The sequence below is a fragment of the Streptomyces sp. NPDC052107 genome (assembly GCF_040680215.1).
Lineage (GTDB): Bacteria > Actinomycetota > Actinomycetes > Streptomycetales > Streptomycetaceae > Streptomyces.
In genome coordinates this window covers 17,921-43,525 of record NZ_JBFAWG010000030.1, presented here as the reverse complement: position 1 = coordinate 43,525, position 25,605 = coordinate 17,921, and the positions used below count along the sequence as shown (strand labels likewise).

At 71.4% G+C, this 25,605-nt stretch carries 25 protein-coding genes; 16 read left to right on the top strand and 9 right to left on the bottom strand.

What is annotated here, in order from left to right; translation table 11 throughout:
* The first annotated feature begins 1 nt into the window (after position 1).
* Together AB0M27_RS27420 and AB0M27_RS27415 are read left to right on the top strand one after the other, a co-directional pair.
* The gene (locus AB0M27_RS27420; protein ID WP_365725083.1) at positions 2-2,323 is read left to right on the top strand and encodes a bifunctional salicylyl-CoA 5-hydroxylase/oxidoreductase; all 2,322 of its coding nucleotides are present in this window, start codon (positions 2-4) and stop codon (positions 2,321-2,323) included.
* Between the two features lie 30 nt (positions 2,324-2,353).
* On the top strand, positions 2,354-2,854 hold the full coding sequence (locus AB0M27_RS27415) for a hypothetical protein (RefSeq protein ID WP_365725081.1): 501 nt from the start codon (positions 2,354-2,356) through the stop codon (positions 2,852-2,854).
* 4 nt (positions 2,855-2,858) lie between these two features.
* Here AB0M27_RS27415 and AB0M27_RS27410 read toward each other — a convergent pair whose 3' ends face one another.
* Both AB0M27_RS27410 and AB0M27_RS27405 read right to left on the bottom strand, forming a co-directional pair.
* The gene (locus AB0M27_RS27410) at positions 2,859-3,671 is read right to left on the bottom strand and encodes a PaaX family transcriptional regulator C-terminal domain-containing protein (RefSeq protein WP_365725079.1); all 813 of its coding nucleotides are present in this window, start codon (positions 3,669-3,671) and stop codon (positions 2,859-2,861) included.
* A gap of 15 nt (positions 3,672-3,686) precedes the next feature.
* Positions 3,687-5,279, bottom strand: a complete 1,593-nt coding sequence (locus tag AB0M27_RS27405) for an AMP-binding protein (RefSeq protein WP_365725078.1) — start codon at positions 5,277-5,279, stop codon at positions 3,687-3,689.
* Positions 5,280-5,630: 351 nt separating this feature from the next.
* Between AB0M27_RS27405 and AB0M27_RS27400 the strand changes: the two genes are divergently transcribed.
* Both AB0M27_RS27400 and AB0M27_RS27395 read left to right on the top strand, forming a co-directional pair.
* A complete protein-coding gene (locus AB0M27_RS27400) occupies positions 5,631-6,764 on the top strand; it encodes an acyl-CoA dehydrogenase family protein (RefSeq protein WP_365725077.1) in 1,134 nt (377 codons plus the stop codon).
* Positions 6,761-7,159, top strand: coding sequence for a RidA family protein (locus AB0M27_RS27395; RefSeq protein WP_365725076.1), 399 nt, complete (start codon positions 6,761-6,763; stop codon positions 7,157-7,159). The genes AB0M27_RS27400 and AB0M27_RS27395 overlap by 4 nt, the downstream gene beginning before the upstream one ends.
* 10 nt (positions 7,160-7,169) lie before the next feature.
* Here the strand turns inward: AB0M27_RS27395 and AB0M27_RS27390 are convergent, their stop codons facing one another.
* A complete protein-coding gene (locus AB0M27_RS27390; RefSeq protein WP_365725074.1) occupies positions 7,170-7,364 on the bottom strand; it encodes a DUF5999 family protein in 195 nt (64 codons plus the stop codon).
* A gap of 235 nt (positions 7,365-7,599) precedes the next feature.
* Between AB0M27_RS27390 and AB0M27_RS27385 the strand changes: the two genes are divergently transcribed.
* Positions 7,600-8,025 (top strand): DUF6299 family protein, encoded by a 426-nt coding sequence (locus AB0M27_RS27385; RefSeq protein WP_365725072.1) that lies wholly within the window; start codon positions 7,600-7,602, stop codon positions 8,023-8,025.
* A gap of 64 nt (positions 8,026-8,089) precedes the next feature.
* Here AB0M27_RS27385 and AB0M27_RS27380 read toward each other — a convergent pair whose 3' ends face one another.
* Entirely contained in the window at positions 8,090-8,665 is a 576-nt protein-coding gene (locus tag AB0M27_RS27380) for a hypothetical protein (protein ID WP_365725070.1), read from the bottom strand.
* Between AB0M27_RS27380 and AB0M27_RS27375 the strand changes: the two genes are divergently transcribed.
* Both AB0M27_RS27375 and AB0M27_RS27370 read left to right on the top strand, forming a co-directional pair.
* Positions 8,655-8,861: a galactose oxidase-like domain-containing protein gene (locus AB0M27_RS27375; RefSeq protein WP_365725067.1), complete on the top strand. Its 207-nt coding sequence runs from the start codon at positions 8,655-8,657 to the stop codon at positions 8,859-8,861. The genes AB0M27_RS27380 and AB0M27_RS27375 overlap by 11 nt on opposite strands.
* Positions 8,834-9,187: a hypothetical protein gene (locus tag AB0M27_RS27370; protein WP_365725066.1), complete on the top strand. Its 354-nt coding sequence runs from the start codon at positions 8,834-8,836 to the stop codon at positions 9,185-9,187. The genes AB0M27_RS27375 and AB0M27_RS27370 overlap by 28 nt, the downstream gene beginning before the upstream one ends.
* Before the next feature lie 7 nt (positions 9,188-9,194).
* Here the strand turns inward: AB0M27_RS27370 and AB0M27_RS27365 are convergent, their stop codons facing one another.
* On the bottom strand, positions 9,195-9,974 hold the full coding sequence (locus AB0M27_RS27365; RefSeq protein WP_365725063.1) for a GntR family transcriptional regulator: 780 nt from the start codon (positions 9,972-9,974) through the stop codon (positions 9,195-9,197).
* A 323-nt stretch (positions 9,975-10,297) separates the two neighbouring features.
* Between AB0M27_RS27365 and AB0M27_RS27360 the strand changes: the two genes are divergently transcribed.
* The 9 genes from AB0M27_RS27360 (at position 10,298) to AB0M27_RS27320 (ending at position 20,350) form a co-directional block, all read left to right on the top strand.
* Positions 10,298-11,578 (top strand): extracellular solute-binding protein, encoded by a 1,281-nt coding sequence (locus AB0M27_RS27360; RefSeq protein WP_365725061.1) that lies wholly within the window; start codon positions 10,298-10,300, stop codon positions 11,576-11,578.
* Positions 11,579-11,661: 83 nt separating this feature from the next.
* Positions 11,662-12,660, top strand: a complete 999-nt coding sequence (locus AB0M27_RS27355; protein WP_365725059.1) for a sugar ABC transporter permease — start codon at positions 11,662-11,664, stop codon at positions 12,658-12,660.
* Entirely contained in the window at positions 12,657-13,487 is an 831-nt protein-coding gene (locus AB0M27_RS27350; protein WP_365725058.1) for a carbohydrate ABC transporter permease, read from the top strand. The genes AB0M27_RS27355 and AB0M27_RS27350 overlap by 4 nt, the downstream gene beginning before the upstream one ends.
* An 8-nt stretch (positions 13,488-13,495) precedes the next feature.
* A complete protein-coding gene (locus AB0M27_RS27345; RefSeq protein WP_365725057.1) occupies positions 13,496-14,983 on the top strand; it encodes a glycoside hydrolase family 3 N-terminal domain-containing protein in 1,488 nt (495 codons plus the stop codon).
* Between the two features lie 110 nt (positions 14,984-15,093).
* Positions 15,094-16,128 (top strand): phytanoyl-CoA dioxygenase family protein, encoded by a 1,035-nt coding sequence (locus AB0M27_RS27340; protein WP_365725055.1) that lies wholly within the window; start codon positions 15,094-15,096, stop codon positions 16,126-16,128.
* The gene (locus AB0M27_RS27335; RefSeq protein ID WP_365725053.1) at positions 16,125-17,414 is read left to right on the top strand and encodes a DUF6271 family protein; all 1,290 of its coding nucleotides are present in this window, start codon (positions 16,125-16,127) and stop codon (positions 17,412-17,414) included. Before AB0M27_RS27340 ends, AB0M27_RS27335 begins: the two co-directional genes overlap by 4 nt.
* Positions 17,411-18,652, top strand: a complete 1,242-nt coding sequence (locus AB0M27_RS27330; RefSeq protein ID WP_365725052.1) for a type III PLP-dependent enzyme — start codon at positions 17,411-17,413, stop codon at positions 18,650-18,652. Before AB0M27_RS27335 ends, AB0M27_RS27330 begins: the two co-directional genes overlap by 4 nt.
* 1 nt (position 18,653) lies before the next feature.
* Positions 18,654-19,157, top strand: coding sequence for a GNAT family N-acetyltransferase (locus tag AB0M27_RS27325; RefSeq protein WP_365725050.1), 504 nt, complete (start codon positions 18,654-18,656; stop codon positions 19,155-19,157).
* A complete protein-coding gene (locus AB0M27_RS27320) occupies positions 19,157-20,350 on the top strand; it encodes an MFS transporter (protein ID WP_365725048.1) in 1,194 nt (397 codons plus the stop codon). Before AB0M27_RS27325 ends, AB0M27_RS27320 begins: the two co-directional genes overlap by 1 nt.
* Positions 20,351-20,436: 86 nt before the next feature.
* On the opposite strand, the gene AB0M27_RS27315 is transcribed toward AB0M27_RS27320, so the two are convergent.
* The 4 genes from AB0M27_RS27315 to AB0M27_RS27300 all read right to left on the bottom strand — a co-directional run bounded on the left by AB0M27_RS27315 (position 20,437) and on the right by AB0M27_RS27300 (position 25,228).
* The gene (locus AB0M27_RS27315) at positions 20,437-21,447 is read right to left on the bottom strand and encodes an AsnC family transcriptional regulator (RefSeq protein ID WP_365725046.1); all 1,011 of its coding nucleotides are present in this window, start codon (positions 21,445-21,447) and stop codon (positions 20,437-20,439) included.
* A gap of 175 nt (positions 21,448-21,622) precedes the next feature.
* On the bottom strand, positions 21,623-23,008 hold the full coding sequence (locus AB0M27_RS27310; RefSeq protein ID WP_365725045.1) for an aldehyde dehydrogenase family protein: 1,386 nt from the start codon (positions 23,006-23,008) through the stop codon (positions 21,623-21,625).
* Positions 23,008-24,108, bottom strand: coding sequence for a phenazine antibiotic biosynthesis protein (locus AB0M27_RS27305; RefSeq protein WP_365725043.1), 1,101 nt, complete (start codon positions 24,106-24,108; stop codon positions 23,008-23,010). The genes AB0M27_RS27310 and AB0M27_RS27305 overlap by 1 nt, the downstream gene beginning before the upstream one ends.
* A 97-nt stretch (positions 24,109-24,205) precedes the next feature.
* Complete coding sequence (locus AB0M27_RS27300; protein WP_365725041.1) at positions 24,206-25,228, bottom strand: NADP-dependent oxidoreductase; 1,023 nt, start codon at positions 25,226-25,228, stop codon at positions 24,206-24,208.
* Positions 25,229-25,605: the final 377 nt, after the last annotated feature.

Here is a 25,605-nt window from a genome sequence, read left to right as displayed (position 1 = left end):
CATGCGTGTGGCCATCATCGGTGGCGGCCCGGGTGGCCTGTACGCCGCCGCGCTCCTCAAGCGGCTCGATCCCACCCGTGAGGTCACCGTCTGGGAACGCAACGCCCCCGACGAAACCTTCGGCTTCGGAGTCGTCCTCTCCGACGAGACCCTCGGCGGGATCGAACACGCCGACCCCGTCGTCTACGAGGCCCTGCAACGCGACTTCGTCCGCTGGGACGACATCGACATCGTCCACCGGGGTGTCACCCACCGCTCCGGGGGCCACGGCTTCGCCGCCCTCGGCCGGCGCCGTCTCCTCGCGATCCTGCACGAACGCTGCCGCTCCCTCGGCGTGGACCTGAGGTTCTCCACCGAGGCGCCCCACCCGGACCCGCTCTCCGCCGAGTACGACCTCGTGATCGCCGCCGACGGAGTCAACAGCACGACCCGTGCCGCCCATGCCGATGTGTTCGGACCGCAGGTGACGACACACCGCTGCCGCTACATCTGGCTCGCCGCGGACTTCGCGTTCGACGCCTTCCGCTTCGAGATCGCCGAGACCGAACACGGCGTGATGCAACTGCACGGCTACCCCTACGCCCACCCGTCTCCCGACCCCCACCCCTCAACGAGGCCCTCCGGGCCGACGAATCAATTCGGCGCCTCCACCGTGATCGTCGAGATGCGCGAGGAGGTCTGGAAGGCGGCGGGATTCGACGACGTCACCCCGCGGGAATCCATCGAGCGCTGCGCCAAGATCTTCACCGACGCACTTCGCGGTCGCCCCCTGCACTCCAACAACTCGGCCTGGACCACCTTCCGTACGGTGGTCAACGACCGCTGGTCCCACGGCAACGTCGTCCTCCTCGGCGACGCCGCCCACACCGCCCACTTCTCCATCGGCTCCGGCACCAAACTCGCGGTGGAGGACGCGCTCGCCCTCGCGGCGTGCCTGCGCGAACAGCCCACACTCGCAACGGCGCTGGCGGCCTATGAGGAGGAGCGCAAACCCGTCGTCGCCTCCACCCAGCGCGCCGCCCGGGCCAGCCTCGAATGGTTCGAGGACCTCTCCCGCCACCTCGGCCAGCCGCCCCGCCAGTTCGCCTTCAACCTGCTCACCCGCAGCCGCCGCGTCACCCACGACAACCTGCGGCTGCGCGACGCCCACTTCACCGGGGCGGTCGAGCGCGAGTTCGGCTGTCCGCCCGGGACACCCCCGATGTTCACCCCGTTCCGGCTGCGCGGCCTGACCCTGCGCAACCGGGTCGTGGTGTCGCCGATGGACATGTACTCCGCCACCGACGGCGTCCCCGGCGACTTCCACCTCGTCCACCTCGGCGCCCGCGCGCTCGGCGGGGCCGGGCTGGTCATGACCGAGATGGTGTGCGTGAGCGAGGAGGGCCGCATCACGCCGGGCTGCGCCGGTCTCTACACCGGCCGGCAGGCCGAGGCGTGGCGGCGGGTCACCGACTTCGTGCACACCCGGGCGCCCGGCACCGCGATCGGCGTGCAGCTCGGGCACTCCGGCCGCAAGGGCTCCACGAAGCTGATGTGGGAGGGCATGGACGAGCCGCTGCCCCACGGCAACTGGCCCCTCGTCGCCGCCTCCCCGCTGCCGTACAAGCCGGGCAGCCAGACCCCGCGGCAGCTCTCCCGCGCTCAACTCACCGACGTCCGTGAGCAGTTCACCGCCGCGGCCTGGCGGGCCGCACGGGCCGGCTTCGACCTGCTCGAACTGCACTGCGCGCACGGCTATCTGCTCTCCGGCTTCCTCTCCCCGCTCACCAACCGGCGCACCGACACCTACGGAGGCTCGCCGGAGCGACGGCTCAGATTCCCGCTGGAGGTCTTCGACGCCGTACGCGCGGTGTGGCCGGCGGAGCGGCCCATGACGGTGCGCATCTCGGCCACGGACTGGGCCGGGGGCGGCACGACCGCCGAGGACGCGGTGGAGATCGCCCGCGCCTTCGCCGCGCACGGGGCCGACGCGATCGACGTCTCCACCGGGCAGGTGGTGGCCGAGGAGCGGCCGGAGTTCGGGCGGTCGTACCAGACGCCGTTCGCCGACCGGATCCGGCACGAGGCGGGTGTCCCGGTGATCGCGGTCGGCGCGATCTCATCCTGGGACGACGTCAACTCCCTGATCCTCGCCGGGCGTACGGACCTGTGCGCGCTGGGACGCCCGCATCTGTACGACCCGCACTGGACCCTGCACGCGGCGGCCGAGCAGGGGTACGAGGGGCCCGGTGTCGTCTGGCCGGCGCCCTATCGGGCAGGCAGCCGGCGCCCGCAGACCGGTCGAACGGACGCCCCGAAGCCGCGGCTGTCCCTCGGCGGGTGAGTTGTCGGTGCCGACTGCTGTACTCGACCCGTGAGCGTGATCTTCGAGTACTTCTGGGCGGCCGACCGGGACGTGGCGGTGGAGTGGGCGATCGGGCCGGGCGGGGACTGGCTCGGCGAGCGGCCACGCGAGGAGACGGGCGTGGACGGGTTCGACGTGAAGCGGATCGATGCGCACGTCGTGCTGGGCCAGTTGGTCGCATTCGCCGAGGGCAGGCCGTTCGACAGCCGGACCGGACCGCGGCTGGTACGGCCCGACCCGGACGAGGTGCCCTACCCCCACGACACGTGTCCCTCGGCCGGCACCGCCTGGGACAGCGGGGTGATCCTCGAGCGCACACCCGAGAGCTGGCGGGACACGCTCGCCGGGGTCGTGGAGGACGCCGTGCCGATGCTCTCGCTCCAGTGGTGCGACATCGAGGAGATGCGCTGGGACTACGAGGAAGCGGCGGAATGCGTGCGCATGTTCGCCGGCCTGGCGCGCCGGGCCAGGGCGGCCGGGGCGCAGTTGTACTGCCGGTTCTGCGCCTGACGCCTCACACCCCCGCGAACTCCGCCCCCGCGTCCCGCAGTCGCCGGTGCAGCCCCTGGAACACCTCCGCCGAGCGCACGCCCGGCCAGCCGGCGGGCAGCAGCCGGGCGGGCAGCCCCGGGTCGGTGTACGGCAGATGGCGCCAGGAGTCGAGGGCGAGGAGGTAGTCCCGGTAGGCCTCCTCGGGCGGGGTGCTCGTGCGGCGCTCCCAGGCGCGCAGCACCGGGGCGTGCGCGTCCAGGAACCGCTCGTGCTCCTTGGCGATCGCGGCCAGATCCCACCAGCGGGCGACCGACTCGGCCGTCGGGGCGAAGCCCAGGTGCTCGCCGCGGAAGAGGTCCACGTACGGATCCAGGTGCAGCCGGCGCAGGGTGTGCCGGGTCTCCTCGTACAGCCTCGCCGGGGCGATCCACACCCCGGGGGCCGCCGTGCCGAAGCCCAGGCCGGCCAGCCGGGAGCGCAGCACATGCCGCTTCTGCCGCTCCGACTCGGGCACGGAGAACACCGCGAGCACCCAGCCCGCGTCCGCCACGGGCGTGGTCGCGTAGATGCGCCGGTCGCCGTCCTCCAGCAACTGCCGTGCCTCCGGCGAGAGTTCATAGCCGGCCGCGCCCTGCTCGGTGCGGGCCGGCAGCAGCAGGCCGCGCCGTTTGAGCCGGGACACCGAGGAACGGACGGAGGGCGCGTCCACGCCGACCGCGGCCAGGAGCCGGATCAGCTCGGCGACGGGCACCGGGCCGGGCATGAAGCGGCCGTACGCGCCGTAGAGCGTGACGATGAGGGACCTGGGGGCGTGCTGCTCGGACACGTTGATCATTTTAGGTCGTCGGCATCACTGCCGGTCACCTTCGCTGCGCAGCCGGAAGCGCTGGAGCTTGCCGGTGGCGGTGCGGGGCAGGGCGTCGAGGAAGACGAACTCGCGCGGGCATTTGTAGGGTGCCAGTTCGGACCTGAGGAAGGTGCGCAGGGCCTCCGGGTCCCGCCGGGCGCCCTCGCGCAGCACGGTGTAGGCGACCACGAGCTGTCCGCGGGCCTCGTCCGGGCGGCCCACGACCGCCGTCTCCACCACGTCCGGGTGCCGCAGCAGCGCGTCCTCCACCTCGGGCCCGGCTATGTTGTACCCGGCGGAGATGATCATGTCGTCGGCGCGGGCCACATAGCGGAAGTAGCCGTCGGGCTCGCGGACGTAGGTGTCACCGGTGATGTTCCAGCCGCCGCGCACATACGTGCGCTGGCGCGGGTCGGCGAGGTAGCGGCAGCCGACCGGACCGCGCACGGCGAGCAGGCCGGGCTCGCCGTCCACCACCGGCGTGCCGTGCGCGTCCTGCACCCGCGCCTGCCAGCCCGGTACCGGCACGCCGGTGGTGCCCGGCCTGATCCGTTCGTCGGCCGCGGAGACGAAGATGTGCAGCAGCTCGGTCGCGCCGATGCCGTTGATGACGCGTAGTCCCGTGGCCTCGTGCCAGGCCCGCCAGGTGGCCGCGGGCAGGTTCTCGCCGGCCGACACACAGCGCCGCAGCGACGAGACGTCGTACCCGTCGAGCTGCTCCAGCATGGCGCGGTACGCGGTCGGGGCGGTGAACAGGACCGAGACGCGGTGCTCGGCGATCGCGGGGAGCAACTGGCGGGGGCCGGCCTGTTCCAGGAGCAGGGAGCTGGCGCCGGCCCGCATCGGGAAGACCACCAGACCGCCCAGGCCGAAGGTGAAGCCGAGCGGGGGGCTCCCGGTGAAGACGTCGTCCGCGCGGGGGTGCAGCACATGCCGGGAGAAGGTGTCCGCGATCGCCAGCACGTCCCGGTGGAAGTGCATGCACCCTTTCGGGCGACCCGTGGTGCCCGAGGTGAACGCGATCAGGGCCACGTCGTCGGCCGCGGTGCCGACCGCCGGGTACGGCGTGCCGGGTGCCGGGCGGTGTAGGAGGTCGTCCCGGCCGTCACCGCCGTACGTCGTGATCCGCAGGCCGGGTATGTCGGCCTTCGCCAGGTCCTCCACCGACCGGATGTCGCACAGCGCGTGGCGCACCAGGGCGATCTCGCACATGGTGGCCAGCTCGTGCGGGCGCTGCTGGGCCAGCACGGTGACGGCTATCGCGCCCGCCTTCAGCACGGCCAGCCAGCAGGCGGCCAGCCAGGGCGTGGTGGGGCCGCGCAGCAGCACCCGGTTGCCGGGGACCACGCCGAGGTCGCCGGTGAGCACGTGCGCGATCCGGTCGACCCGCGCGCGCAGCTCGCCGTACGTCCAGCTGGGCCCGTCCGGGGTGTGGAAGACCGGGCGGTCCGCCTCGGCGTGGTCGAGGAGTTCGGCGGCGCAGTTCAGCCGTTCGGGGTAGCGCAGCTCCGGCAGGTCGAACCGCAGCTCGGGCCACTCGTCGGGCGGCGGCAGATGGTCGCGCGCGAAGGTGTCGGCATGGGCCGAGCGGTGCATGGCGGTTCGCCCCCTTGTCGTGACAGACGTCGAGACGGGCGTCGTGGTGGGCACCGGCGTCCTGGTGGGCTCGCGGAACGAGCGTATCGTCTTGGTGACGGCAGTCAAGGTTGCGCGATAACGTGGGTGGGGAGCCGGGGTAGGCCAGGAGGGCGCCCGGCGGTGACGGGAAGGGCTGCCGTGGCCCGACCCCGCGACACGACGGGGAGGCCGCGGCGGCTCGACCCCGGACATGGTGCGAGGGGTCCTGCCGACCCGTCGCCGCAAGGCACTGGGGCGGGTCGCGGTGGTCCCGTCCCGGACGGTGAACGGGAAGGGCCAGGGTGGCCCGGACCGGAGGGAGGACCGGCAGTGCCCGCATTCTCGCTCGAACCGCAGCAGAAGGCCTGGTGTGCCGAGCTGCGCACGGTGGCCGCCGAACGGCTGCGTCCGCTCGCCGACAAGGGCGAGCCCGGACACGTCAATCGCCCGCTCCTCGCCGAGCTCGGCCAACTCGGTCTGCTCGCCCGGCTGTTCACCTCCGGCGCGCTGGATCTGTGCCTGATGCGGGAGTCCCTCGCCCAAGCCTGCACCGAGGCCGAGACCGCGCTCGCCCTGCAGGGCCTGGGCGCCCGTCCGGTGCACGCCCACGGCGGCCCCGCCCAGCGAGAGCGCTGGCTGCCCCGGGTCGCCGACGGCAGCGCGGTCGCCGCCTTCGCGCTGAGCGAGCCGGGGGCCGGTTCGGACGCGGCCGCGCTGTCCCTCGCGGCCGAGCCCGACGGCGACGGCCGCTGGCGGCTCACCGGCGCCAAGCGCTGGATCTCCAACGCCCCCGAGGCCGACTTCTACACCGTCTTCGCCCGCACCACACCGGGCGCCGGAGCCCGCGGCGTGACCGCCTTCCTCGTCCCCGCGGACCGTCCCGGCCTCACCGGCACCCCGCTGGACATGCTCTCGCCGCACCCCATCGGCGCCGTGGATTTCGACGCCGTGCCGGTCTCCGCCGACGACATGCTCGGCGAGCGCGACCGCGGCTTCGCCGTCGCCATGGACACCCTCAACCTCTTCCGGCCCAGCGTCGGCGCCTTCGCGGTCGGCATGGCCCAGGCCGCGCTCGACGCCACCCTCGGCCACACCCGCCGCCGCGAGGCCTTCGGCGGCCGGCTGAGGGACCTGCAGACCGTCTCCCACCAGGTCGCCGAGATGGCCCTGCGCACAGAGGCGGCCCGGCTGATGGTGTACGCGGCGGCGACGGCGTACGACGAAGGCGCGGCGGATGTGCCGGGGCGCGCCGCGATGGCCAAGCTGCTCGCCACCGAGACCGCGCAGTACGTCGTCGACGCCGCCGTCCAGCTGCACGGCGCCCGCGCCCTGCGCCGCGGCCACCTCCTGGAACACCTCTACCGCGAGGTGCGCGCCCCGCGCATCTACGAGGGCGCGAGCGAGGTCCAACGGGGCATCATCGCCAAGGAGTTGTACGCCAAGACCGAGGAGGCCCCCCGGTGACGACCGAGCGCGTCAACCCGCCCGAGCTGTCCCCGCCCACGGGGTTCTCGCACGCCGTGGTCGCCTCCGGCTCACGCGTGGTGTTCCTCGCGGGCCAGACCGCCCTCGACGCCGACGGCAAGGTCACCGGGGACACGCTCCCCGAGCAGTTCGAGCGGGCCCTCGGCAATCTCCTCGCGGCCCTGCGCGCGGCCGGCGGCACCCCCGCCGACCTCGCCCGGGTCACCGTCTACGCCACGGACGTCGCCGCGTACCGCGCCCACGCCGGCCGACTGGGCCGCGTCTGGCGGGACTTGGCGGGCCGGGACTACCCGGCGATGGCCGTCGTACAGGTCGTACGGCTGTGGGACGAGCAGGCGATGGTGGAGCTGGACGGTTTCGCGGTGCTGCCGTAGGCAGCCGGGGTCAGGCCGCTGTGGCGAGCCGTTCCGCCGGGACGCGGCACGGCGGGACCACGCTGCCGTCCGGGTGCAGTTCGCCCGTGTCGTCGAACACGATCGAGCCGTCGCACAGCAAGGTCCAGCCCTGCTCGGGGTGGGCGGCCACCGGGTGCCGCAGGGCGGGGCCGGACGCGGGGCACGAGGACTGGTTGGAGCACATGGCGCACCTCCACATCGGGATGTGAGGGGCCGGCGGATGCGGCCGCCGCCCGTCATGCTTAGACCATGCTCCCGTCGTGAACGCCCCGGAACAGCGCGCCGTGAAGCGTGACAACTCCCGGACAACTCCCGAACGGTTCCATGACGCGCCACCGATGGAGTGACGATCACGTACGGTGACACGGCCGACCGGTACGAGTGGAGACCCCCGTCCCCACGGAACCGGGAGGTTCCCCATGCCCGTTCGCCCCGCCCTCGCCGCGGCCCTCGGCGCCGCCGCCCTGCTGTGTGCCGCCGTCGGCCCGGCCGGCGCCGACCCCTCCGAGACCGTCACCGTCGACACCGCCGGCCATATCGCGTCCGACGGCACCATCACGCTCTCCGGCAGCTACCGCTGCACCGCCGGCACCGGGCCGGTGTTCGTCAGCTCCTCGCTCAGCCAGAGCGACGCCCAGGTCAAACACGGCATCGGCGGCGGCGTCGCCCAGTGCGACGGCGCCCAGCACCGGTGGCAGAACACCGGCAAGGCCGACTCCGAGGCCCTCAAGACCGGCCCGGCCCATGTGCAGGCCACACTCATGGAGCTGCGCCCCTCGGGCCTCGCCCCGCTACCCGCGTTCCACGCGGTCACGGACCAGGACATCACCCTCGACCAGCGGTGAACGGCGGCCTCGGCGTGCACGCCGTGCGCCGCCGAGGCCCTTCCGGAGGCGCCCGGCGCGGCCGTCACATGCCGTGCATCGGCGACTCGTCGCTGCACGTGAGATGGATCGTCAGATCGGCCGGACCGGCGTCGTGCCGCTTGTTGCCCGTGCCGTGCGGGTGCCCGCCGGGCTTGATCCAGCGGCTGGCGTTTTCGTTGGACCGGTTGTCCAGGACGTCGGCCGCCTCCTCGGAGAGCCGGGTGCCGTTCCGGGCGGAGAGGCCGTGGCCGCCGCCGTACGCGTGCTGTCGGGCGGGGCAGAGCACCTCGTGGCGGGTGCCGTCGGCACCTCCGGGAATGAGCGTGCCGGCGACGTGCTGCGGCGGCTCCGGTGGGTCGGCTAGCGCCGCCGCCGGTACGACGGAGCAGCCGAGCAGGGCGAGGGCTCCCGCGGCGTCGGTGAAGCGGTCCTCCGCCGGCCGGTCCTCGATGTGACGGCCTTCGGGCAGCCGGTGGTCGGCCAGGCGGTCCCCGTTCAGACGCTCTTCGGTCAGACGATCCTCGTCCAGGCAGTCGTCGGCCAGACGGCCACCGCCCGGCGGCGAGGGGGACTCGGGCGCGCCCGACCTGGTCCGCAGGGCCGTGCTGATGGCGCCCATCACCTCCACCCACTCGGTGGACACCAGCCGGCGCCGGATCGAGCTGCCGATCACGGGACGGGCCGGCAACACGATCGAGCCGGGGAGCCCGCGGTCCGCCAAGGACGCCCCGTCCGGCTACCGCCTGCTCCACCTCCTCGACGCCAGAGGCGTGCCGGGAATCGCCAAGTGGGTGCAGCTGCGGCCCGGTTGCTGACCTCCCACCGTCCCCTGCCGCCGGAGGCCGGGCGGCCCCGCCCACGGGCCGCCCGGACGCTTCCCCTTCCCCGCACCACCCCGGGAGATCCGCTGGAACAGCCTGTCCGGCGTCAGCCGCGTCGCCGTCGGCCGCTGGACGGCGTCACCCGGGCGGGCGCCTTCCTGTTCGTCCCCGGCAAGTTCCGCACTGGTGGCAAGAGCTGGTGCTGGGTGCAGCACGACGGCGGCCGGTACCGCACGATCTCCATCGCCGACGGATTCGGCCACCAGGACGAGCTGGTCCGCGACTCCCGCCCGAACGCCCCCTGGTTCCGCCGGGGCTGAACCGTGGTCACCCCTGCGCCGGCCCCGGCACCGGCCGGCGCAGAGCCGCCACGAACTTGTACCGCGAACCCCGGTACACCGAGCGCACCCACTCCACCGGGGTGCCCTCCGCGTCCCGCGAGTGCCGGGACAGCAGCAGCATCGGCAGCCCCACGTCGGTGGCGAGCAACTGCGCCTCGCGCGGGGTGGACAGCGAGGTCTCGATCGTCTCGTCGGCCTCGGCGAGATGGACGCCGTACACCTCGGCGAGCGCCGTGTACAGCGAGGGGTAGGTCGCCAGCGAGCGGCGCAGGCCGGGGAAGCGCCGCGCGGACAGGTGGGTCGTCTCGATCGCCATCGGGTCGCCGCTGGCCAGCCGCAGCCGCTCGATGCGCAGGACACGCTCGCCGATGCCGATGCCGAGCAGCTCCGCCAGCCGCTGGTCGGCCGGGATCTCCCCGATGTCCAGCACCTGAGAGGCGGGAGTCAGGCCCTGGGCGCGCATGTCCTCGGTGTGCGAGGTCAGCTGGAGCGTGCGGTACAGCTTGGGCTGGGAGACGAAGGTGCCCTTGCCCTGGATCCGGTCCAGCCGGCCCTCGCCGACGAGTTCCGTGAGCGCCTGCCGGATGGTGGTCCGCGAGGTGTCGAACCGGACGGCGAGCTGCCGCTCGGCCGGCATCGCCGAACCGGGCTGCAACTCCTCGGCCATGGCGAGCAGTCGCTGTTTGATCCGGTAGTACTTCGGCACGCGCGCGGTGCGGCCGGATGCCCCTGCGTGCGGCTGGGCACTGCTGACGTCGGTGGTCATGCCTGCCTTCCCGGCTGTGTCGACGGTCTCCCGTTATAGCGACCAACTGCCCTATGGTCTAGTCCAACTCGCCCGCTCAGGTCCGGCCCAACCGATGGCCGGGCGAAAGGGGCGGATGCGGACGGGGGCGCTCCGGTGACGTTCTCGTAACGGCCGGAATCGGCTTCCCGAACCACCCTTGACACCCCGAAAGGTCTAGGCCAAGCTCCACCGTACTGGTCTACACCATTAGTGGCCAGGTCCCGAGCCCTACGTGCAACAGCGTCGTACGCAGGTCACCGCCGAGGGCGTGGGGGGTTAGTGGCATCCCTGAGGAGGGTGGCGTGAAGCGCAAGCTCGCTGCCGCGATCGTGATCGCGGGCATGATGGTCTCCGTTGCGGCGTGTGGCGGAAACGACGGCAAGGACAGCGGCAAGGACGCGGGACCGGACAGCTGGAAGGGCCAGACGCTCACCGTCTGGACCATGGACGGCTCCGCGCCGCCGCAGTGGAGCAAGGACGTGCAGGCCGCGTTCGAGAAGAAGACCGGCGCAAAGCTGAAGTTCGAGATCCAGAAGTGGGACGGGATCCAGCAGAAGATCACCACCGCCCTCTCCGAGGACAACCCGCCGGACGTCCTGGAGGTCGGCAACACCCAGACCCCGGCCTACGCGGCCACCGGCGGCCTCGCCGACCTCGCCGACCTCAAGAAGGAGATCGGCGCCGACTGGACGCCGTCGGTCTCCCAGTCCTCCGTGTACGACGGCAAGCAGTACGCCGCCCCCTGGTACTTCGCCAACCGCGTCGTCATCTACAACAAGGCGATCTGGGCGAAGGCCGGCATCAAGTCCACCCCGAAGACCCGCGACGAGTTCTTCAAGGACCTGGACACCATCGGCAAGAAGACCGACGCCGAGCCGCTCTACCTGCCGGGCCAGAACTGGTACTTCTTCGACGGCCTGACCATCGGCCAGGGCGCCGACCTGGTGAAGAAGCAGGGCGACAAGTACGTCTCCAACCTCGCCGACCCCAAGGTCGCCGCGGCCATGGAGACCTACAAGAAGTACGCCTCCTACTCCAAGGCACCCAAGGACAAGGACGAGGCCACCCCGCAGCAGGCCACGATCTTCGCCAAGGGCAAGACCGGCGCGTTCATCGGCATGGGCTGGGAGGCCGGCACCGCCATCCAGGCCAACAAGGCCATCGAGAAGGACCTCGGCTACTTCACCATCCCCGGCGCCACCGCCGACAAGCCCGAGGGCGTCTTCCTCGGCGGCTCCAACCTCGCCGTAGCCCAGAACAGCAAGAAGCAGTCCCTGGCCAAGGAGTTCCTGAAGGTCGCCCTGTCCGACCAGTACGAGGGCGAACTGGCCAAGCTCAACGGCGTCATCCCGAACAAGACGTCCCTGCAGAGCAACCTCCAGGGCAACGGCGCCGCCGAGGCCGCCGCGCCCGGCGCCGCGGTCGGGGGCACCACCCCGCTGATCCCGGAGTGGGCCGCGGTGGAGAACACCCCGAACCCGATCAAGGCCTACATGACCGCGGTGCTGAACGGTAAGTCCCCGGCGGACGCCGCCAAGCAGGTCGAGGGCGAGATCAACAAGCGCCTGGCCCAGCAGAACTGATGACCCTGCCGGGGGCGCCGCGGCAGGCGCCCCCGGCTCAGTCGTTCGTACGGCCGGTTCGGCCACGGAAGAGATGGCAACTCATGTCAGTGCAGACCCAAGGCACGGACACGGCCGGGGAGCCCGCTGTCCGCAAGGCCCGGATACCGGGGCCGCCGCGGGGCGCGGACCGTGACTCCGGGTCCCCGTCCCGCCGCGGTGCCGCCGCCCCCTACCTCCTGCTGCTGCCCGCACTGCTGGCCACAGTGGTCCTGCTCGGCTGGCCGCTGGTCAAGAACGGCATGCTGTCGTTCCAGAACCTCAACCCGCGGCAGCTCATCCAGCACCTCACCGAGTGGAACGGCGTCGACAACTACCGGCAGGTGCTGTCCGAGTCGGAGTTCTGGCACGTCCTGGAGCGCTCCGTCTTCTTCACCGTCGCCAACGTCGTCCTCATCATGGGCATCGGCACCCTGATCGGCCTGTTGCTGGCCCGGCTCGGCAGGAGGATGCGGCTGCTGCTCATGGTGGGCCTCGTCCTCGCCTGGGCCATGCCCTACGTCGCGGCCACCACCGTCTACCAGTGGCTGTTCGCCCAGCGCTTCGGCGTCGTCAACTGGGTGCTGGACAAACTGGGTTGGCACTCCATGGCCGACTACAACTGGATGGGCTCCCAGTTCTCCACCTTCTCCGTGGTCATCCTGCTGATCGTGTGGCAGTCGGTCCCGTTCGTGGCGATCAACCTCTACGCCGCCACCACCACGATCCCCAGGGAGCTGTACGAGGCCGCGTCCCTGGACGGCGCCGGCGCCTGGCAGAGCTTCACCTCGGTGACCCTGCCCTTCCTGCGGCCGTTCCTGTACGCCACGACCTTCCTCGAGGTCATCTGGGTGTTCAAGTCGTTCACGCAGCTCTTCGCGATGAACGAGGGCGGCCCCGACCACCTCACCGAGACCCTGCCGATCTACGCCTACGTCGAGGGCGTCGGCAACCAGCACTTCGGGGTCGGCGCGGCCATCTCCTTCCTGACCATCCTGGTGCTGCTCGTCATCACCTCGTACTACCTGCGCATGGTGCTCAAGCAAGAGGAGGAGGAGCTGTGAAGCGCTCGCTCTTCGGCCGTATCTGGCCCAACGCGACCGCCGTCGTCCTCTTCGTCGGCTTCGTGTTCCCCGTCTACTGGATGTTCGCGACGGCCTTCAAGCCGACCGGCGACATCATCGCCGAGAACCCGGTGTGGTTCCCGACGAACGTCACCCTCGGCCACTTCAAGAAGGCCGTCGACGCCGACCACTTCTGGACCCTGGTCGCCAACTCCATCACCGTCACGGTCCTGTCGGTCGTCTTCTCGCTCGTCATCGCCCTGTTCGCGGCCTTCGCCCTGGCCCGGATGCGGTTCCGGGGCCGACGCGGGCTCATCGTGACGTTCATGCTGGCGCAGATGGCCCCCTGGGAGGTCATGATCATCGCCATCTACATGATCGTCCGCGACAACGACATGCTGGACAGCCTGGTCCCGCTCACCGTCTTCTACACGATGATGGTGCTCCCCCTGACCGTCCTGACGCTGCGCGGGTATGTGGCCGCCGTGCCGAAGGATCTGGAGGAGGCGGCGATGGTCGACGGCTGCACCCGCACGCAGGCCTTCGTCCGGGTCATCTTCCCGCTGCTCGCGCCCGGACTGATGGCGACCTCGCTGTTCGGGTTCATCACCGCCTGGAACGAGTTCCCGCTCGTCCTGATCCTCAACAAGGACGTCGAGAAGCAGACCCTGCCGCTGTGGCTGTCGCAGTTCCAGACCGCCTTCGGCGACGACTGGGGCGCCACCATGGCCGCCTCGTCCCTGTTCGCGCTGCCCATCCTGATCCTCTTCATCTTCCTGCAACGCAAGGCTGTCAGCGGCCTGACCGACGGCGCCGTGAAGGGATGACACCGCCGATGACCACACTCGCCACCGGCCCGGACACCCTCACCCGGGACGCTCTCGCGGTGCTGCAGCCGGGGTTCGACGGCACCACCGCGCCCGACTGGGTGCGCCGCCGCCTCGGTGAGGGCCTTGCCTCCGTCGCCCTGTTCGGCCGCAACGTCGTCAGCGAGGAGCAGGTCACCGCCCTCACCGCCGAGCTGCGCGCCGAACGCGACGACCTGCTGGTCGCCATCGACGAGGAGAGCGGCGACGTCACCCGCCTGGATGTGCGCACCGGCTCCTCCTTCCCCGGCAACCACGCCCTCGGCGCCGTCGACGACCCCGGCCTCACCCGGGCCGTCTCCCGCGAGCTGGGCCGGCGCCTGGCCGCCTGCGGCGTCAACTTCGACTGGGCGCCCTCCGCCGACGTCAACGCCAACCCCGACAACCCCGTCATCGGCGTCCGCTCCTTCGGCGCGAGCACCGACCTGGTCGCCCGGCACACCGCCGCCTGGGTCGAGGGCCTGCAGTCCACCGGCGTCGCCGCCTGCACCAAGCACTTCCCCGGCCACGGCGACACCAACGTCGACTCCCACCACGCCGTACCCCGCATCGACGTCGACGCCGACACCCTCTACGCACGCGAACTGCCCCCGTTCCGTGCGGCCATCGCCGCCGGCACCCGGGCGATCATGAGCGCCCACATCCTCGTCCCGGCCCTCGACCCCGACCGGCCGGGCACCCTCTCCCGCCGCATCCTCACCGAGCTGCTGCGCGACGAACTCGGCTACCGGGGCCTGGTCGTCACCGACGGCATGGAGATGCGCGCGATTTCCGGCACGTACGGCCTGGAGCACGGCGTCGTCCTCGCGATCACCGCCGGCGCCGACGCCATCTGCGTGGGCGGCGGGCTGTGCGACGAGGGCACCGTGCTGGGGCTCAGGGACGCGCTCGTGGCCGCCGTACGCTCCGGCGAACTGCCCGAGGAACGGCTCGCGGACGCGGCGGCCCGGGTGCGGGACCTGGCCGCGTGGACCGCAGGGGCGCGTGCCGCCGCCTCCCAGACCGTGCCCGAGCCCGAGGTCGGCCTGGTCGCGGCCCGCCGCGCGCTGAGAGTGACCCGGGCCGGCGCCGCCGTACCGACCGGTAAACCTGTGTACGTCGCCCAGTTCGAGCCGGCCCGCAACATCGCCGTCGGCGACCAGACCCCGTGGGGCGTGGCCGCCGAGCTGGAGCGGCTGCTGCCCGGCACCGCGTCCGGGTCCTTCACCGGTGAGGGCGCCGGATCGCAGGCCCTCGCCGCCGCCGACGGCCGCCGGATCGTCGCCGTGGTCCGCGACGAACACCGGCACGACTGGATGCGCTCCGCCCTCGACACCCTGCTCGCCGCCCGCCCCGACACCGTCGTCGTGGAGATGGGCCTGCCGCAGGCCGCCCCGCGCGGCGCCCTGCACATCGCCACCTACGGCGCCGCCCGGGTCTGTGGTGTGGCGGCGGCGGAGGCCGTCGTCGCGGGCTGACCGAAGCGGCCACCACCGGCCGCCCGCTTCATCGCGGGCGGCCCGATCCATCGTGCTCTTCTCCCGGATCCCAACCGCACCTGCTCGCACGTGTTGTCCAGAGGAATCGCATGCAGACGCCCCACCCCCACCTCCACCGAGCAGCCTCCACCCGCCCCTACTTCAGCGCCGACGGCGAGACCTACCTCGCCCCGACCCCGCTGCGCCACATCGAGAAGTCCCAGCCCCTCAGGGTGCTGTCGGACGAGGACTTCGCCTTCTGGCAGACCTACGGCTACGTCGTCGTACGGGAGGCCATCACCCCCGGCGAGGCCAAGCAACTCCTCGACTTCGCCTGGCAGTTCCAGGGCCTCGACCCCGACCGCCCCGACACCTGGTACGAGGAACCGGAGTTCCGCTCCGAACTCGACCGGCACCTGTTCATCTACGGCTTCGTCGAGGCCTACCACCACCAGCTCCTCTGGGACAGCCGCCAGACCCGGCGGGTCTACGACGCGTTCGTGGACGTGTGGGACTGCCCGGAGCTGTGGGTCACCCTGGACCGGCTCAACCTCAACCCGCCCAACACGCGGACCCGTTCGCGCTCCCTGATCGAGCCCACCGACGAGGGCTTCGACATCGAGCTGCACTGGGACGTCGACACGACCCTCGCCGTCCTCCCGCAGCGCGTCCAGGGCATCATCGCTCTCCACGACACCCGGCCCGAACTCGGCGGCTTCCAGTGCGCCCCCGAGCTCTTCCGCCGCTTGGAGGAGTGGCGCGTGGCCCAGCCACCCGGCCGCGACCCGGTCCGCCCCGGCACCGACCGCGCCGAGTTCCCGGTGATCCGCCCCGACCTCCAGGCGGGCGACCTGCTCATCTTCAACGGGCTCCTGGCGCACGGCGTGGCACCGAACCTCTCTGACAACGCTGTCCGAGCCGTCCAGTACCTGTCGATGATGCCCGCCCTGGAGGAGGCGACCGCCCTGCGCGACTCCCGCGTCCACTCCTGGCGCACCCTCGCGACCCCCGACTGGAACGCCACCCTCCTCGGTGACGCCCGTGAGCCGGAGGCCGACCGCTACGGCCCCGCCACGCTCACCCCGCTCGGCAGAAGACTGCTCGGCCTGGACTCCTGGACCACCGCCGCGGAAGAGGCACAGTGAACCGGATCTGCCTCTGCCTGCCCACCAACCGGGCCTGCTCCGCCACCCTCACCGCCCTCCACGACGAGGCCGCCCACGCCACCCGGCGCTTCGGCGCCGACGTCCAGCTGCTCATCCTCGACTCCTCCGACGCCCGCACCCGCGCCGAGCACGCCCGCGTCGTCGCCGGACTCCACCCGGTGACCGGCGTCACCGTCCACCACTTCGACGAGGACGCCCAGCGGACCTTCCTGCGCCGGACGATCGAGCGAGCGGGACTGGCAGAGCCCGGCCGCCTCCTGCACCTGATGCTCCCGCCCGCCGTCTCCTACGGCGCCTGCACCAACCGAGCCTTCCTGCTCGCCGCCGCCCTCGGCTGCGACTCGCTGCACCGCAGGGACTCCGACAGCGCCTACCAACTCCACGCCGGACACCCGGTGTTCCCTGTCCACCATGAGCTGCCCTGGCTGGGCGGTCCAGCCGCCGAGGCCACGGCCGCCGGCCTGCACACCGACCTCGACCCGTCGCTGCTGGGCCGCCCGGTGTCACTGGCCGGAGCCTCCTTCATCGGCGAACTCTCCGTCGACATAGGGGAGATACGCCACCTGGACGAGGGCGTGTACCACGACGTCGTCAGCCTCTGGGCGCCCGGCGACTGGCCCGAGGAACGCAAACGGAACCTGGTCGAGGAGTCCTTCACCGGAGCGGGCACGGCACCCTTCACCGGCGACCGGGCGACCCTCACCGTGGTCGACCCCATGCGCGTCGACATGTGCAACATCGCCTTCGACCGCGCGATCTACGAACGCATCCCACTCCCACCCGCCACCGACACCATCGGCAGCGACTACTTCCTCCTCCATCTGGTCCACGACGTCGGCCTGCCCGGCATCCTGCACAACCGGCACATAGAGAACTTCCACACCCCCGAACGCCGCACCGACACAGGTTTCCCGGCCTACCAGCGGCGATTCGTGAAGTTCCTGCTGTCGATGCTCTACTTCCACCGCGTCTACGACCGCATGGCCGTGGAGGGCGCCGGTCTGCTGGACGAGCGGCATCAGGTACGGCCCGACCGGATCGTGGAGTTCCTGCGGGAGAGCACGGGCCTGGACCGTGCGGAGAACGTGTGGCGACTGGACCGGGTGGACACGGCATACCGCAAACTCGGCGGCCGTTACGCCAACGTCGCCAGCCAACTGGCCGAGGTGCGCGACCAGTTACTGGACGAGGCCGTGTCGGACATCGAGGACTACGCGTACCTCGTCGAGGCTTGGCCGGCACTTATGGAAGCGACCAGCACATGAGTGCCCCGAAGGGGCGCGAGGAACTGCGCGACCTGCCACAGCGAACCCGCAGAAGTCCACTCGGCGAACCCCTCACCACAGAACTCGCCGCAGCCGAATCCGACCGCATCATCTACGACCTCACCGGCATAGAGCACCAATACGACGCCCTGATGGGCGAGTTGCCCGGCATCCACATCCGCTTCGCCCTGAAAGCATGCCCCGTGGACGGAGTCCTCCGCTGCCTCGCGGAGCGCGGCGCAGGCTTCGACGCAGCGAGCCCCGCCGAGATCACCCAAGCCCTTCACTCCGGCGCGCAACCAGACCGCATCCACTACGGCAACACCATCAAGTCCGACCAGGACATCGCCGAAGCCCACCGCCTGGGTGTCCGTACCTTCGCCACCGACAGCGTCGAGGACGTCACCGCCATCGCCGCGCACGCGCCCCGCGCCCGGGTGTTCTGCCGCCTCGCCACCAGTGGGGACGGCGCCCTGTGGGGCCTGAACCGCAAGTTCGGCTGCTCCCCCGACGACGCCGTCCGCGTGCTGGAGACGGCCCGTGAGGCCGGACTCACGCCGGCCGGCCTGTCCGTGCACGTCGGCTCCCAGCAGATGACCGGCGAGGCCTGGCAGCAGGCCCTCGACGCTCTCGCCGGGACCCTGACGGCGCTGGCCGGGCGGGGGATCGTACCCGACCACGTCAACCTCGGCGGCGGCCTGCCCGCGCTCGGCTACCGGGACCGCCACGGCAACCCCCTCGACCCGCCGCTGGACAAGATCTTCACCGTGCTCCGCGAGGGCATGGACCGGCTGCGCGGCCTCACCTCCTCCCCGCTCGACTTCCTCATGGAACCGGGCCGCCACCTGGTCGCCGACCACGGTGCCGTGCGCGCCCACGTCTCCCGGCTGACCCGGCGCCGGCAGCTGGACGGAACCGAGGCCCACTGGCTCTATCTGAGCTGCGGCAAGTTCAACGGGCTCTACGAAATGGACCAGTTGACCCACCGGATGGTGTTCCCGGACCACCTTGAGGCGCGGGAGCACGTCTTCGCCGTCGTCGCCGGTCCCACCTGCGACAGCGACGACGCCTACGGCGCGGGCCGGTACCCGGTGCGCGTGCCGGCGTCCGTCACCTCCGGCGACCCGGTCTGGATCCTCTCCGCCGGCGCCTACGCCACCAGCTACATGACCCAGGGGTTCAACGGCGTCCGCCCGCTGCCCTGCGTGTGCGTCCGCGGCCAGGAAGGACACCACTGACATGACCCACCTGATACGCGGCATCACCGAGGCCGACTGGCCCGAGGTCGTGGCCCTGGAAGCGGAGGCGTACGCGGACACCTCCTTCACCGAGGGGGAGGCCGCGCTGCGCTCCCGGGCCGCGGCGGGCAGCTGCTTCGTCCTGGACCTCGACGGCCGGATCGCGGGCTATGCACTGGCCCTGCCCTACCCGATGTTCCGCTGCCCCGACCTGACCCGCGCCGAGCAGGCCGCCCACTGCTCCACCAACCTGCACCTGCACGACCTCGTCGTCACCGCGCCCCTGCGGCGCAGAGGGCTCGGCAGCCGCATGGCCCGCCACCTGACGGACGCGGCCCGCACCCGCGGTTTCCGCACCGTGTCCCTGATCGCCGTCGCAGGCAAGGAACCCTTCTGGCGGGCCAACGGCTACCGCGCCCACCACGAGGCGCATGTCCCGGCGGGCTACGGCAGCGGCGCGGTGTACATGTCGGCGCGGATCACGGCCGTACGGAAGGCGAGCTGATGCCCACACCCTCCTTCCCACGCGCCAAGTGGTCGATCGCGGCGCTGTTCTGCTTGCTCGGCTTCCAGTACGGCACCTGGGTCTCCCGCCTTCCCGCGCTCAAGACCCGGCTGGACCTGGGTGCCGGGGAGGTGGGCCTGCTGCTGATGGTGTGCGGGGCCGGCGCCGCGGCCTCCTTCCCGCTGGTCGCCGTCCTGATGCGGCGCCTCGGTTCCCGGCGGCTGTCCCTGGCCTCCGCCCTCGGCCTGGTGGCCGTACTGGCCGCCCTGTCCGCCGTACCGAACTACCCGCTCGCCCTCCTGGCCGTCTGCGCCGACGGAGTCGCGGTCGGCTGCCTCAACGTCGCCATGAACGCCCAGGGCGCCGCGCTGGAGAAGGCGTACGACCGCACCGCCATGTCCCAGCTGCACGCCACCTTCAGCGCCGGTCTGCTCACCGCCGCCCTGCTGACCTCGGGCGTGACCACGCTGACCGCGTCGGTGCCGGCGCATTTCGCCGTGGCCGGGGCGCTGTTGCTGCTCCTGCTCGCCGGCGCCCGCTCCGGGCTGCTCACCCATACGGAACCGGGCACACCGGGCGAGCCGAAGCGGAACCGCCGCCCGGCCCTGCCCTCCTGGACGACCCTGCTCATGGGCTGCGCCATGGCCTTCGGCACGATCACCGAGGGCGCGATGAACGACTGGTCGACGCTCTACCTGAAGGACGTCGTCAAGGCCTCGGCGTCCGTGGCGCCGCTGGGCATCGCGGTCGTCTCCGTGATGATGCTGCTGGCCCGCCTCCGCGCGGACCGCTGGCGCAGCCGCTGGGGCGACGGCCGGGTGGTACGGGCCGGCAGCGCGGTGGCCGCCGCCGGCCTGGCCCTCGCCCTGCTCGCCGGCGGGCTGGTCCCGACCCTGCTCGGCTTCGCCTGCGTCGGCCTCGGCGCGGCCGCCGTCACCCCGTGCGTCTACGTCGCCGCCGCCGGCCACGGCTCCGACGCCCTGGCCCTGGTCGCCGCGATGGGCACCACGGGCCTGCTGGCTGGCCCGGCCCTGATCGGCTTCGTCGCGAGCACCACGAGCCTCACCCTCGGCATGGCGACCGTCGCCGCGTCGGCCCTGATCGTGACACTGACCGCGTTCCGGATCCCCTGGCCCGCCCACCGCACCCCGGCACCCGCGGCCGAACCCCGCCCATCGTTCAGCGGTCCCTGAGGATCTCCAGATGGTGGCGGTTCTGCATGATGCCGAGGACGTTGGCTGAGGGATCGACGCCCGAGGCGACGATGAAGTCCCTGTTCTTATCCGTGGCGGGATGGCACGGGCGTCGATGCGATGGTGCCGACAGCTTTGAGGGTCCGCAGGACGGGCGCCGTCTCCAGGGTGCGGATTGCCTTCACCGAGCCCAGGCCATGGGTGAGGTAGTGGTACAGCCCTGCGGTGTCCCTGCACAGGGCGTGAGCCACGAGGTTGGTGGGACCGGTGGTGTGGGCCACGAAGGCGAGTTCCTCATGGTGGGCCAAGGTTGTGGCCACCTCGTCGAGATGGGCGGGAGCGACTGCCATCCACAGCAGGACCCTGGCGCTGCCACCCAGGAGCGCGGGATCGATCTCCACATCGAAGAAGATCGCTCCGCAGTCGCGGAGGCTGTCCAGCCGACGCGACACCGTCGCGGGCGACCAGCCTGTGGTGGCGGCGAGGTCGCCGACACCTGTTCGGCCGTCCTGCCGCAGGGCTTCCATCAAGGCGTGGTCCGCGGGGGAGAGCCGCACCTGCCGGTACCGCTCCGGGGAGAGGGGCTCGTTGCGGCTGGTGGGTTTCGCGCCGCCCAACAGGCGAAGCTGTCGTGGTCTGAGGGCATTGGCGCTCATGCGCCACGGGGTACGCCAGCCGACATAGGTGTGCAGCAGATGGTGGGCGGACACGGCGCTGAGCCCGACACTGGGGGGCAGCTCGTGCAGGAGCAGGGAGTGGCCGTGCGCCGTACCGAGCGGGGTTTCGAGCACCGCGACGATCTCGGTGCCGCCACCGGTGAGATAGACCCACGATGTGTCCGGGCGCCGGATCAGTGCATGGGCGAGATCCAGTGCGGTCTCGGGGGCGGCGGTCAGCCGCAGCAACCACTGCTCATGGCCCGTCAGATGGGGGTCGGGCAACCCTACGACGCGGAGCGCGGCGTGCTCGCGCAGCCTGTCGTAACGACGGGAGACCGTCTGCGGGGAGACCGACAGTACGTGGGCTATCTGTGTGAAGGGGGCACGTCCGTCGATGTGCAGCGCATGGATCAAGGCGCGATCGAGGTCGTCGAGCATTCGCACACCATCCTTCACGCACCGCGTGGCAGGCCGCGGCGAGTCGCCGGAGGCGATGCCTGCACACGTCGGTGCTCCGCTCGGTCTGGACCCGGGTCCGGCGGCCCGGAAGTCGAAGGGGAGGAGTTTGTCGCCGTCGACCGTGGCGGCGAGCGTTCGCCGCCACGGTCGACGGTCAGCCCCTGATCACCGACTTGCAGCGCATCAGGAACTCGGCGAGATAGCCGTCGTGCGGCATGCCGGACTCCATCCAGTGTGTCGGGTGATCTCCTACGTAGACGTTGCTGATCGACGGATCTTCCAGCAACTGTTCGACGAGGTGGGCATCGTGGGTGATCGCTGTCAGGACGAGGCTGTTCCGCAGTGGCCCGATGCCTGCCTCACGCGTCCACGGAGCGACCCAGACGCAGGGAAGGGGGAGCTCGACGGAAGCCTGCGGCGCGTCGGGCCGGTCGAGCTGATGGACGGCGGGGCGCAGTACGGCGCTGCCGTCGCCCAGTTCGTCGATGACGCCGTCGCCGCCGAGCCACGGCCTGGCCCCCGACGCCTTGTGGAGCAGGTGCGCCTCGAATGCCTTGGCCGTCGCGAGCGGTTGGACGGGGAAGACCGCCCGGGGATCCTCGGGCGGCAGGCTGGGCACGGAGGAGAGGCGCTCGGCGAACGCCTCGCAGAGCGGAGCCGGGTCGCCTGCCACGAAGACGGCGGTGGTGTTGACGCAGCCCGTGCCGCCCTTGCCGCTGACCGAGTCGACGATCGTGTCGAGATGGTCCCGCCAGCTCATCTCCTCGGTCAGGAGAATCTTCGATCGGCCAGGACCCTGCGGCAGGACCGAGGGGGCCGCGGCGTACTTGCGCACCACGTCGTCGCCGCCGTAGACCAGCCCCAGGTCCGCGCCCCGCAGCAGGGCGTCAGCGGTGGCGTGGTCGGTGGGCAGCAGTGCCACCTGGTCGTTGCCGAAGCCGGCGGCGCGCAGTGCGGTGACCAGCCGGTGCGGCGTGAAGGGCTCGCGCCGGGAGGGCCGGACGGCGACGCGGTAGCCCAGCGCGAGCGCCTCCGGCCAGAGGCTGTGCGGCCCGGGGTGGTTGCCGGCAGCGTGCACGGCGAAGACGCTTCCGCGCCGTGTCCACACCGCGCGGCCGGTACGGGTCAGCGGGTCGTCCCAACGCCTCACCGCTCCGGTCGGCCGGGCGCGCTCCACGCTGTGGTGGGCCTTCTTCATCCGGGCCGCGATGGCCCGGGTGGTCGACCGCACCACGGAGATCGGTATCCCGCCGACGCGACTGACCAGGTGTTCGTACGCCTCGGCCGACTGGTCACTCAGCGTGGCGGTCGCGAAGAGGTCGGCGGCGCGGCTGATCATCCCGATCCGGTCGTCGACGGGGGGAGTGGAAGCCCGGTGCAGGGACTTCATCGTGCGGTCGACGAACAGGGAGGGCACCAGGCTCAGTTCGGCGACCTCCCGGCCCGCGACATCGTGGACGGCCGTGCGGCTGCGGGACCTGAACGCGCCCTGCGGCCCGAGGGCGTCGAGCTGCACCGCATCGGCGTCGGGGTTCGCCATCAGTAGACCCCCTCGATCACGGTCTCGTTCTCGAAGGTCGCCACCGGAGCGATGTCCGCCACCGCGTCACCGACCTGACCGGCCAGGGGCTCGATCCGGGTTGCCACATCCCGCTCCAGGTTGTTGGGCAGGAAGAACGACTTGCTGACGTGGTTGACCAGGACGCGGCCGCGATCGCCGTACGCGACCGGTTGGAGCGTTTCCGGATCGACGACACGGAACGTCACGTAGGGGCTGTAGGAGTCGAAGACGCAGCCGGCGTCCTCCGGGAGGCCCGGGCGCTCACCGGCGAACCCCAGGATCATGGTGCTGCCGTAGTTGCCGCACAGGACCGTCTTCGGGAAGACCTCGGTCTTGTAGAGGTAGCGGGAGTCGGGATCCAGCTGGGTGCCTCCCCAGCGGATGGCCCGGACCTTCTCGTCGACGAGTTCGGCCAGGTCGTCACGGCGTGCGAGGCGCTCCAGCAGTGGGGGCGTGATGGTCAGGACGCCGATGTCCTGGGTGCGCAGCACGAACGCCGCCTGGTCGATGAGGTGTTCGGTGTAGGCGTCGGCGTGGACCCGCTGACCGCCGGAGATCAGTTTCTTCACCCATCGGGGGTCGAGATCGACGGTGAAACCGTGGCGGCCGTGGCTGGTCGCGGACCTGCGGAAGTACTCCCCGACGATGTGTGGGCCCGTGGGGACGAGGCCGAGCCAGTCGGCGCCGGCGGGGAAGCCGTGGGCGTCGAGGTTGGCGTTGCTCCAGTGGACCATGCGCCGCAGCCAGTCCCGGAGCAGGACGACCCGCTTGGGCGCTCCTGTGGTCCCACCGCTCTCGAACACTCCGACCACGTCGGGGCGTTGGCCGTAGCCTCGGGGGATCAGGTCCTCGGCACGGACGGTGCGCAGTTCGGCCGCCACGTTGGGGAAGAGCCTGAGGTCTTCGTGGGTGCGGATGTCGCTACGGGGATCGAAGTGCAGGGTTTTGGCTCGCTCCAGCCAGAACGGCGAGCCCGTGTCGGGATTGAAGTGCCACTCCATGGCGGCCTGGATCAGGTCGTCCGGCTCCGGACGCACATCGAGGGGGAGGTCGAGGACCTGTGTGGTGGCTCGCGGCACGGGAACTCCTTCTGGGCGTACGAGGTGAGAGTGGGACTGCCCCGGCGGAGACGCGCTGCCTCCGCCGGCGCACCGGAGTGGTGAACGGAGCACGGAGCTACAGCTCGACGATGACGGCACCGACGTGCCGCCCTTCGATCACCTCCAGCAGGGCCTGAGGGGCGTGTTCGATGCCCTTGATCCGCACGTGGGGAAAGACCACGTCCCCCGCGCGAAGCCACGCACCGAACCTCTCGGTCCACTCCCTGCTGTCGTCGAAGTCGTCCGAGCTGAAGCCGCGCATCACGATCCGCTTGTGGATGAGCGGCAGCGAGTCCAGCTCGACGGGTGCGGTGGTGCCGGTGCCGTCCTCGGACAGCTGTCCGGACAGGGCGCCGATCAGGACGAAGCGGGCGCCCGGGCGTGCCACCTCCACGGCGGCTCGCAGCTGTTCGCCTCCGACGTTGTCGAAGAAGACGTCGATGCCGTCCGGTGCGGCCTTCGCCAGCTGCTCGGTGAGCGGTGCGGCACCGCGGACGACGGCCGCGTCGTAGCCGAGCTCGTTCACGAGACGGTCGGCCTTGTCCTGCGAGCCGGTGCTGGCGATGACGCGGCCGGCGCCCAGCCGCTTGGCGATCTGCCCGGCCATCGCACCGATCCCGCTCCCGCCCGCGGACACGAACACGGTGTCCCCGGGACGGAGTTCGACCCCTCGCGTCAGTCCCGCGTACGCCGTCCAGCCCTGCTGAAGGTGGGTGATCGGGTCGGGAAGCGCCTCGGTGTCCAGCCGCGCGCACTCATCCGTGGGGACGACGGCGTACTCACGCCAGCCCAGCCAGTGCGACACCAGATCGCCCGGCCGCAGTGTGCCGCCCTCGGGGGCGGAGACGACCTCGCCGATCGTCGCCCCGACGAGGGTGTCGCCGGCGTCGAGCACGGGGAACGGCGTGTCCTGCGTTGCACCCGCGATGAGTATGCGCAGCGTGGCGAAGACGTGGAAGAAGACATTGCGTACCAGCACCTCACCGTCCCCCGGCGGGGCCAGGGGTGTCTCGACGACAGTGAAGTGCTCCAGCCGCGGAAGCCCGTCGGGCCTGGCCGCGAGGCGGACTTCTCTCTGGGTAGCGGGCAGGGCTGCCATTCACGCTCCTGAACAGGAAGAACGCACGGATGTGAAGCCCCGGTGCACACGGAGTGACCAGGGAGTCCCAGCGTGGAGCGATCACGGTCGCCGACTCCAGTCACGGCGCTGCACTGGAACATTTCTTCCATCCGAGACGCCTGGCTGAAGGAAGCTCACACCGGGGGCCGGCCTGAGCGTCCCCTCCGTGGCGTCGCCGGCCGGGGTGCGTGCACGGGGCCGCCGCGTGGGAAATCGCCACCGCAGGCGTCCCCGATGGAAGGAATCCTCCATCTTCCTGCTCTGGCTGGAGGCCCCGGATCCGTCCCTCCACGCTGACTCGTGGTCGAACTCGATGCCCTGATCCCAGGGGATCGGGTCGGCGCGTCGACAACGGT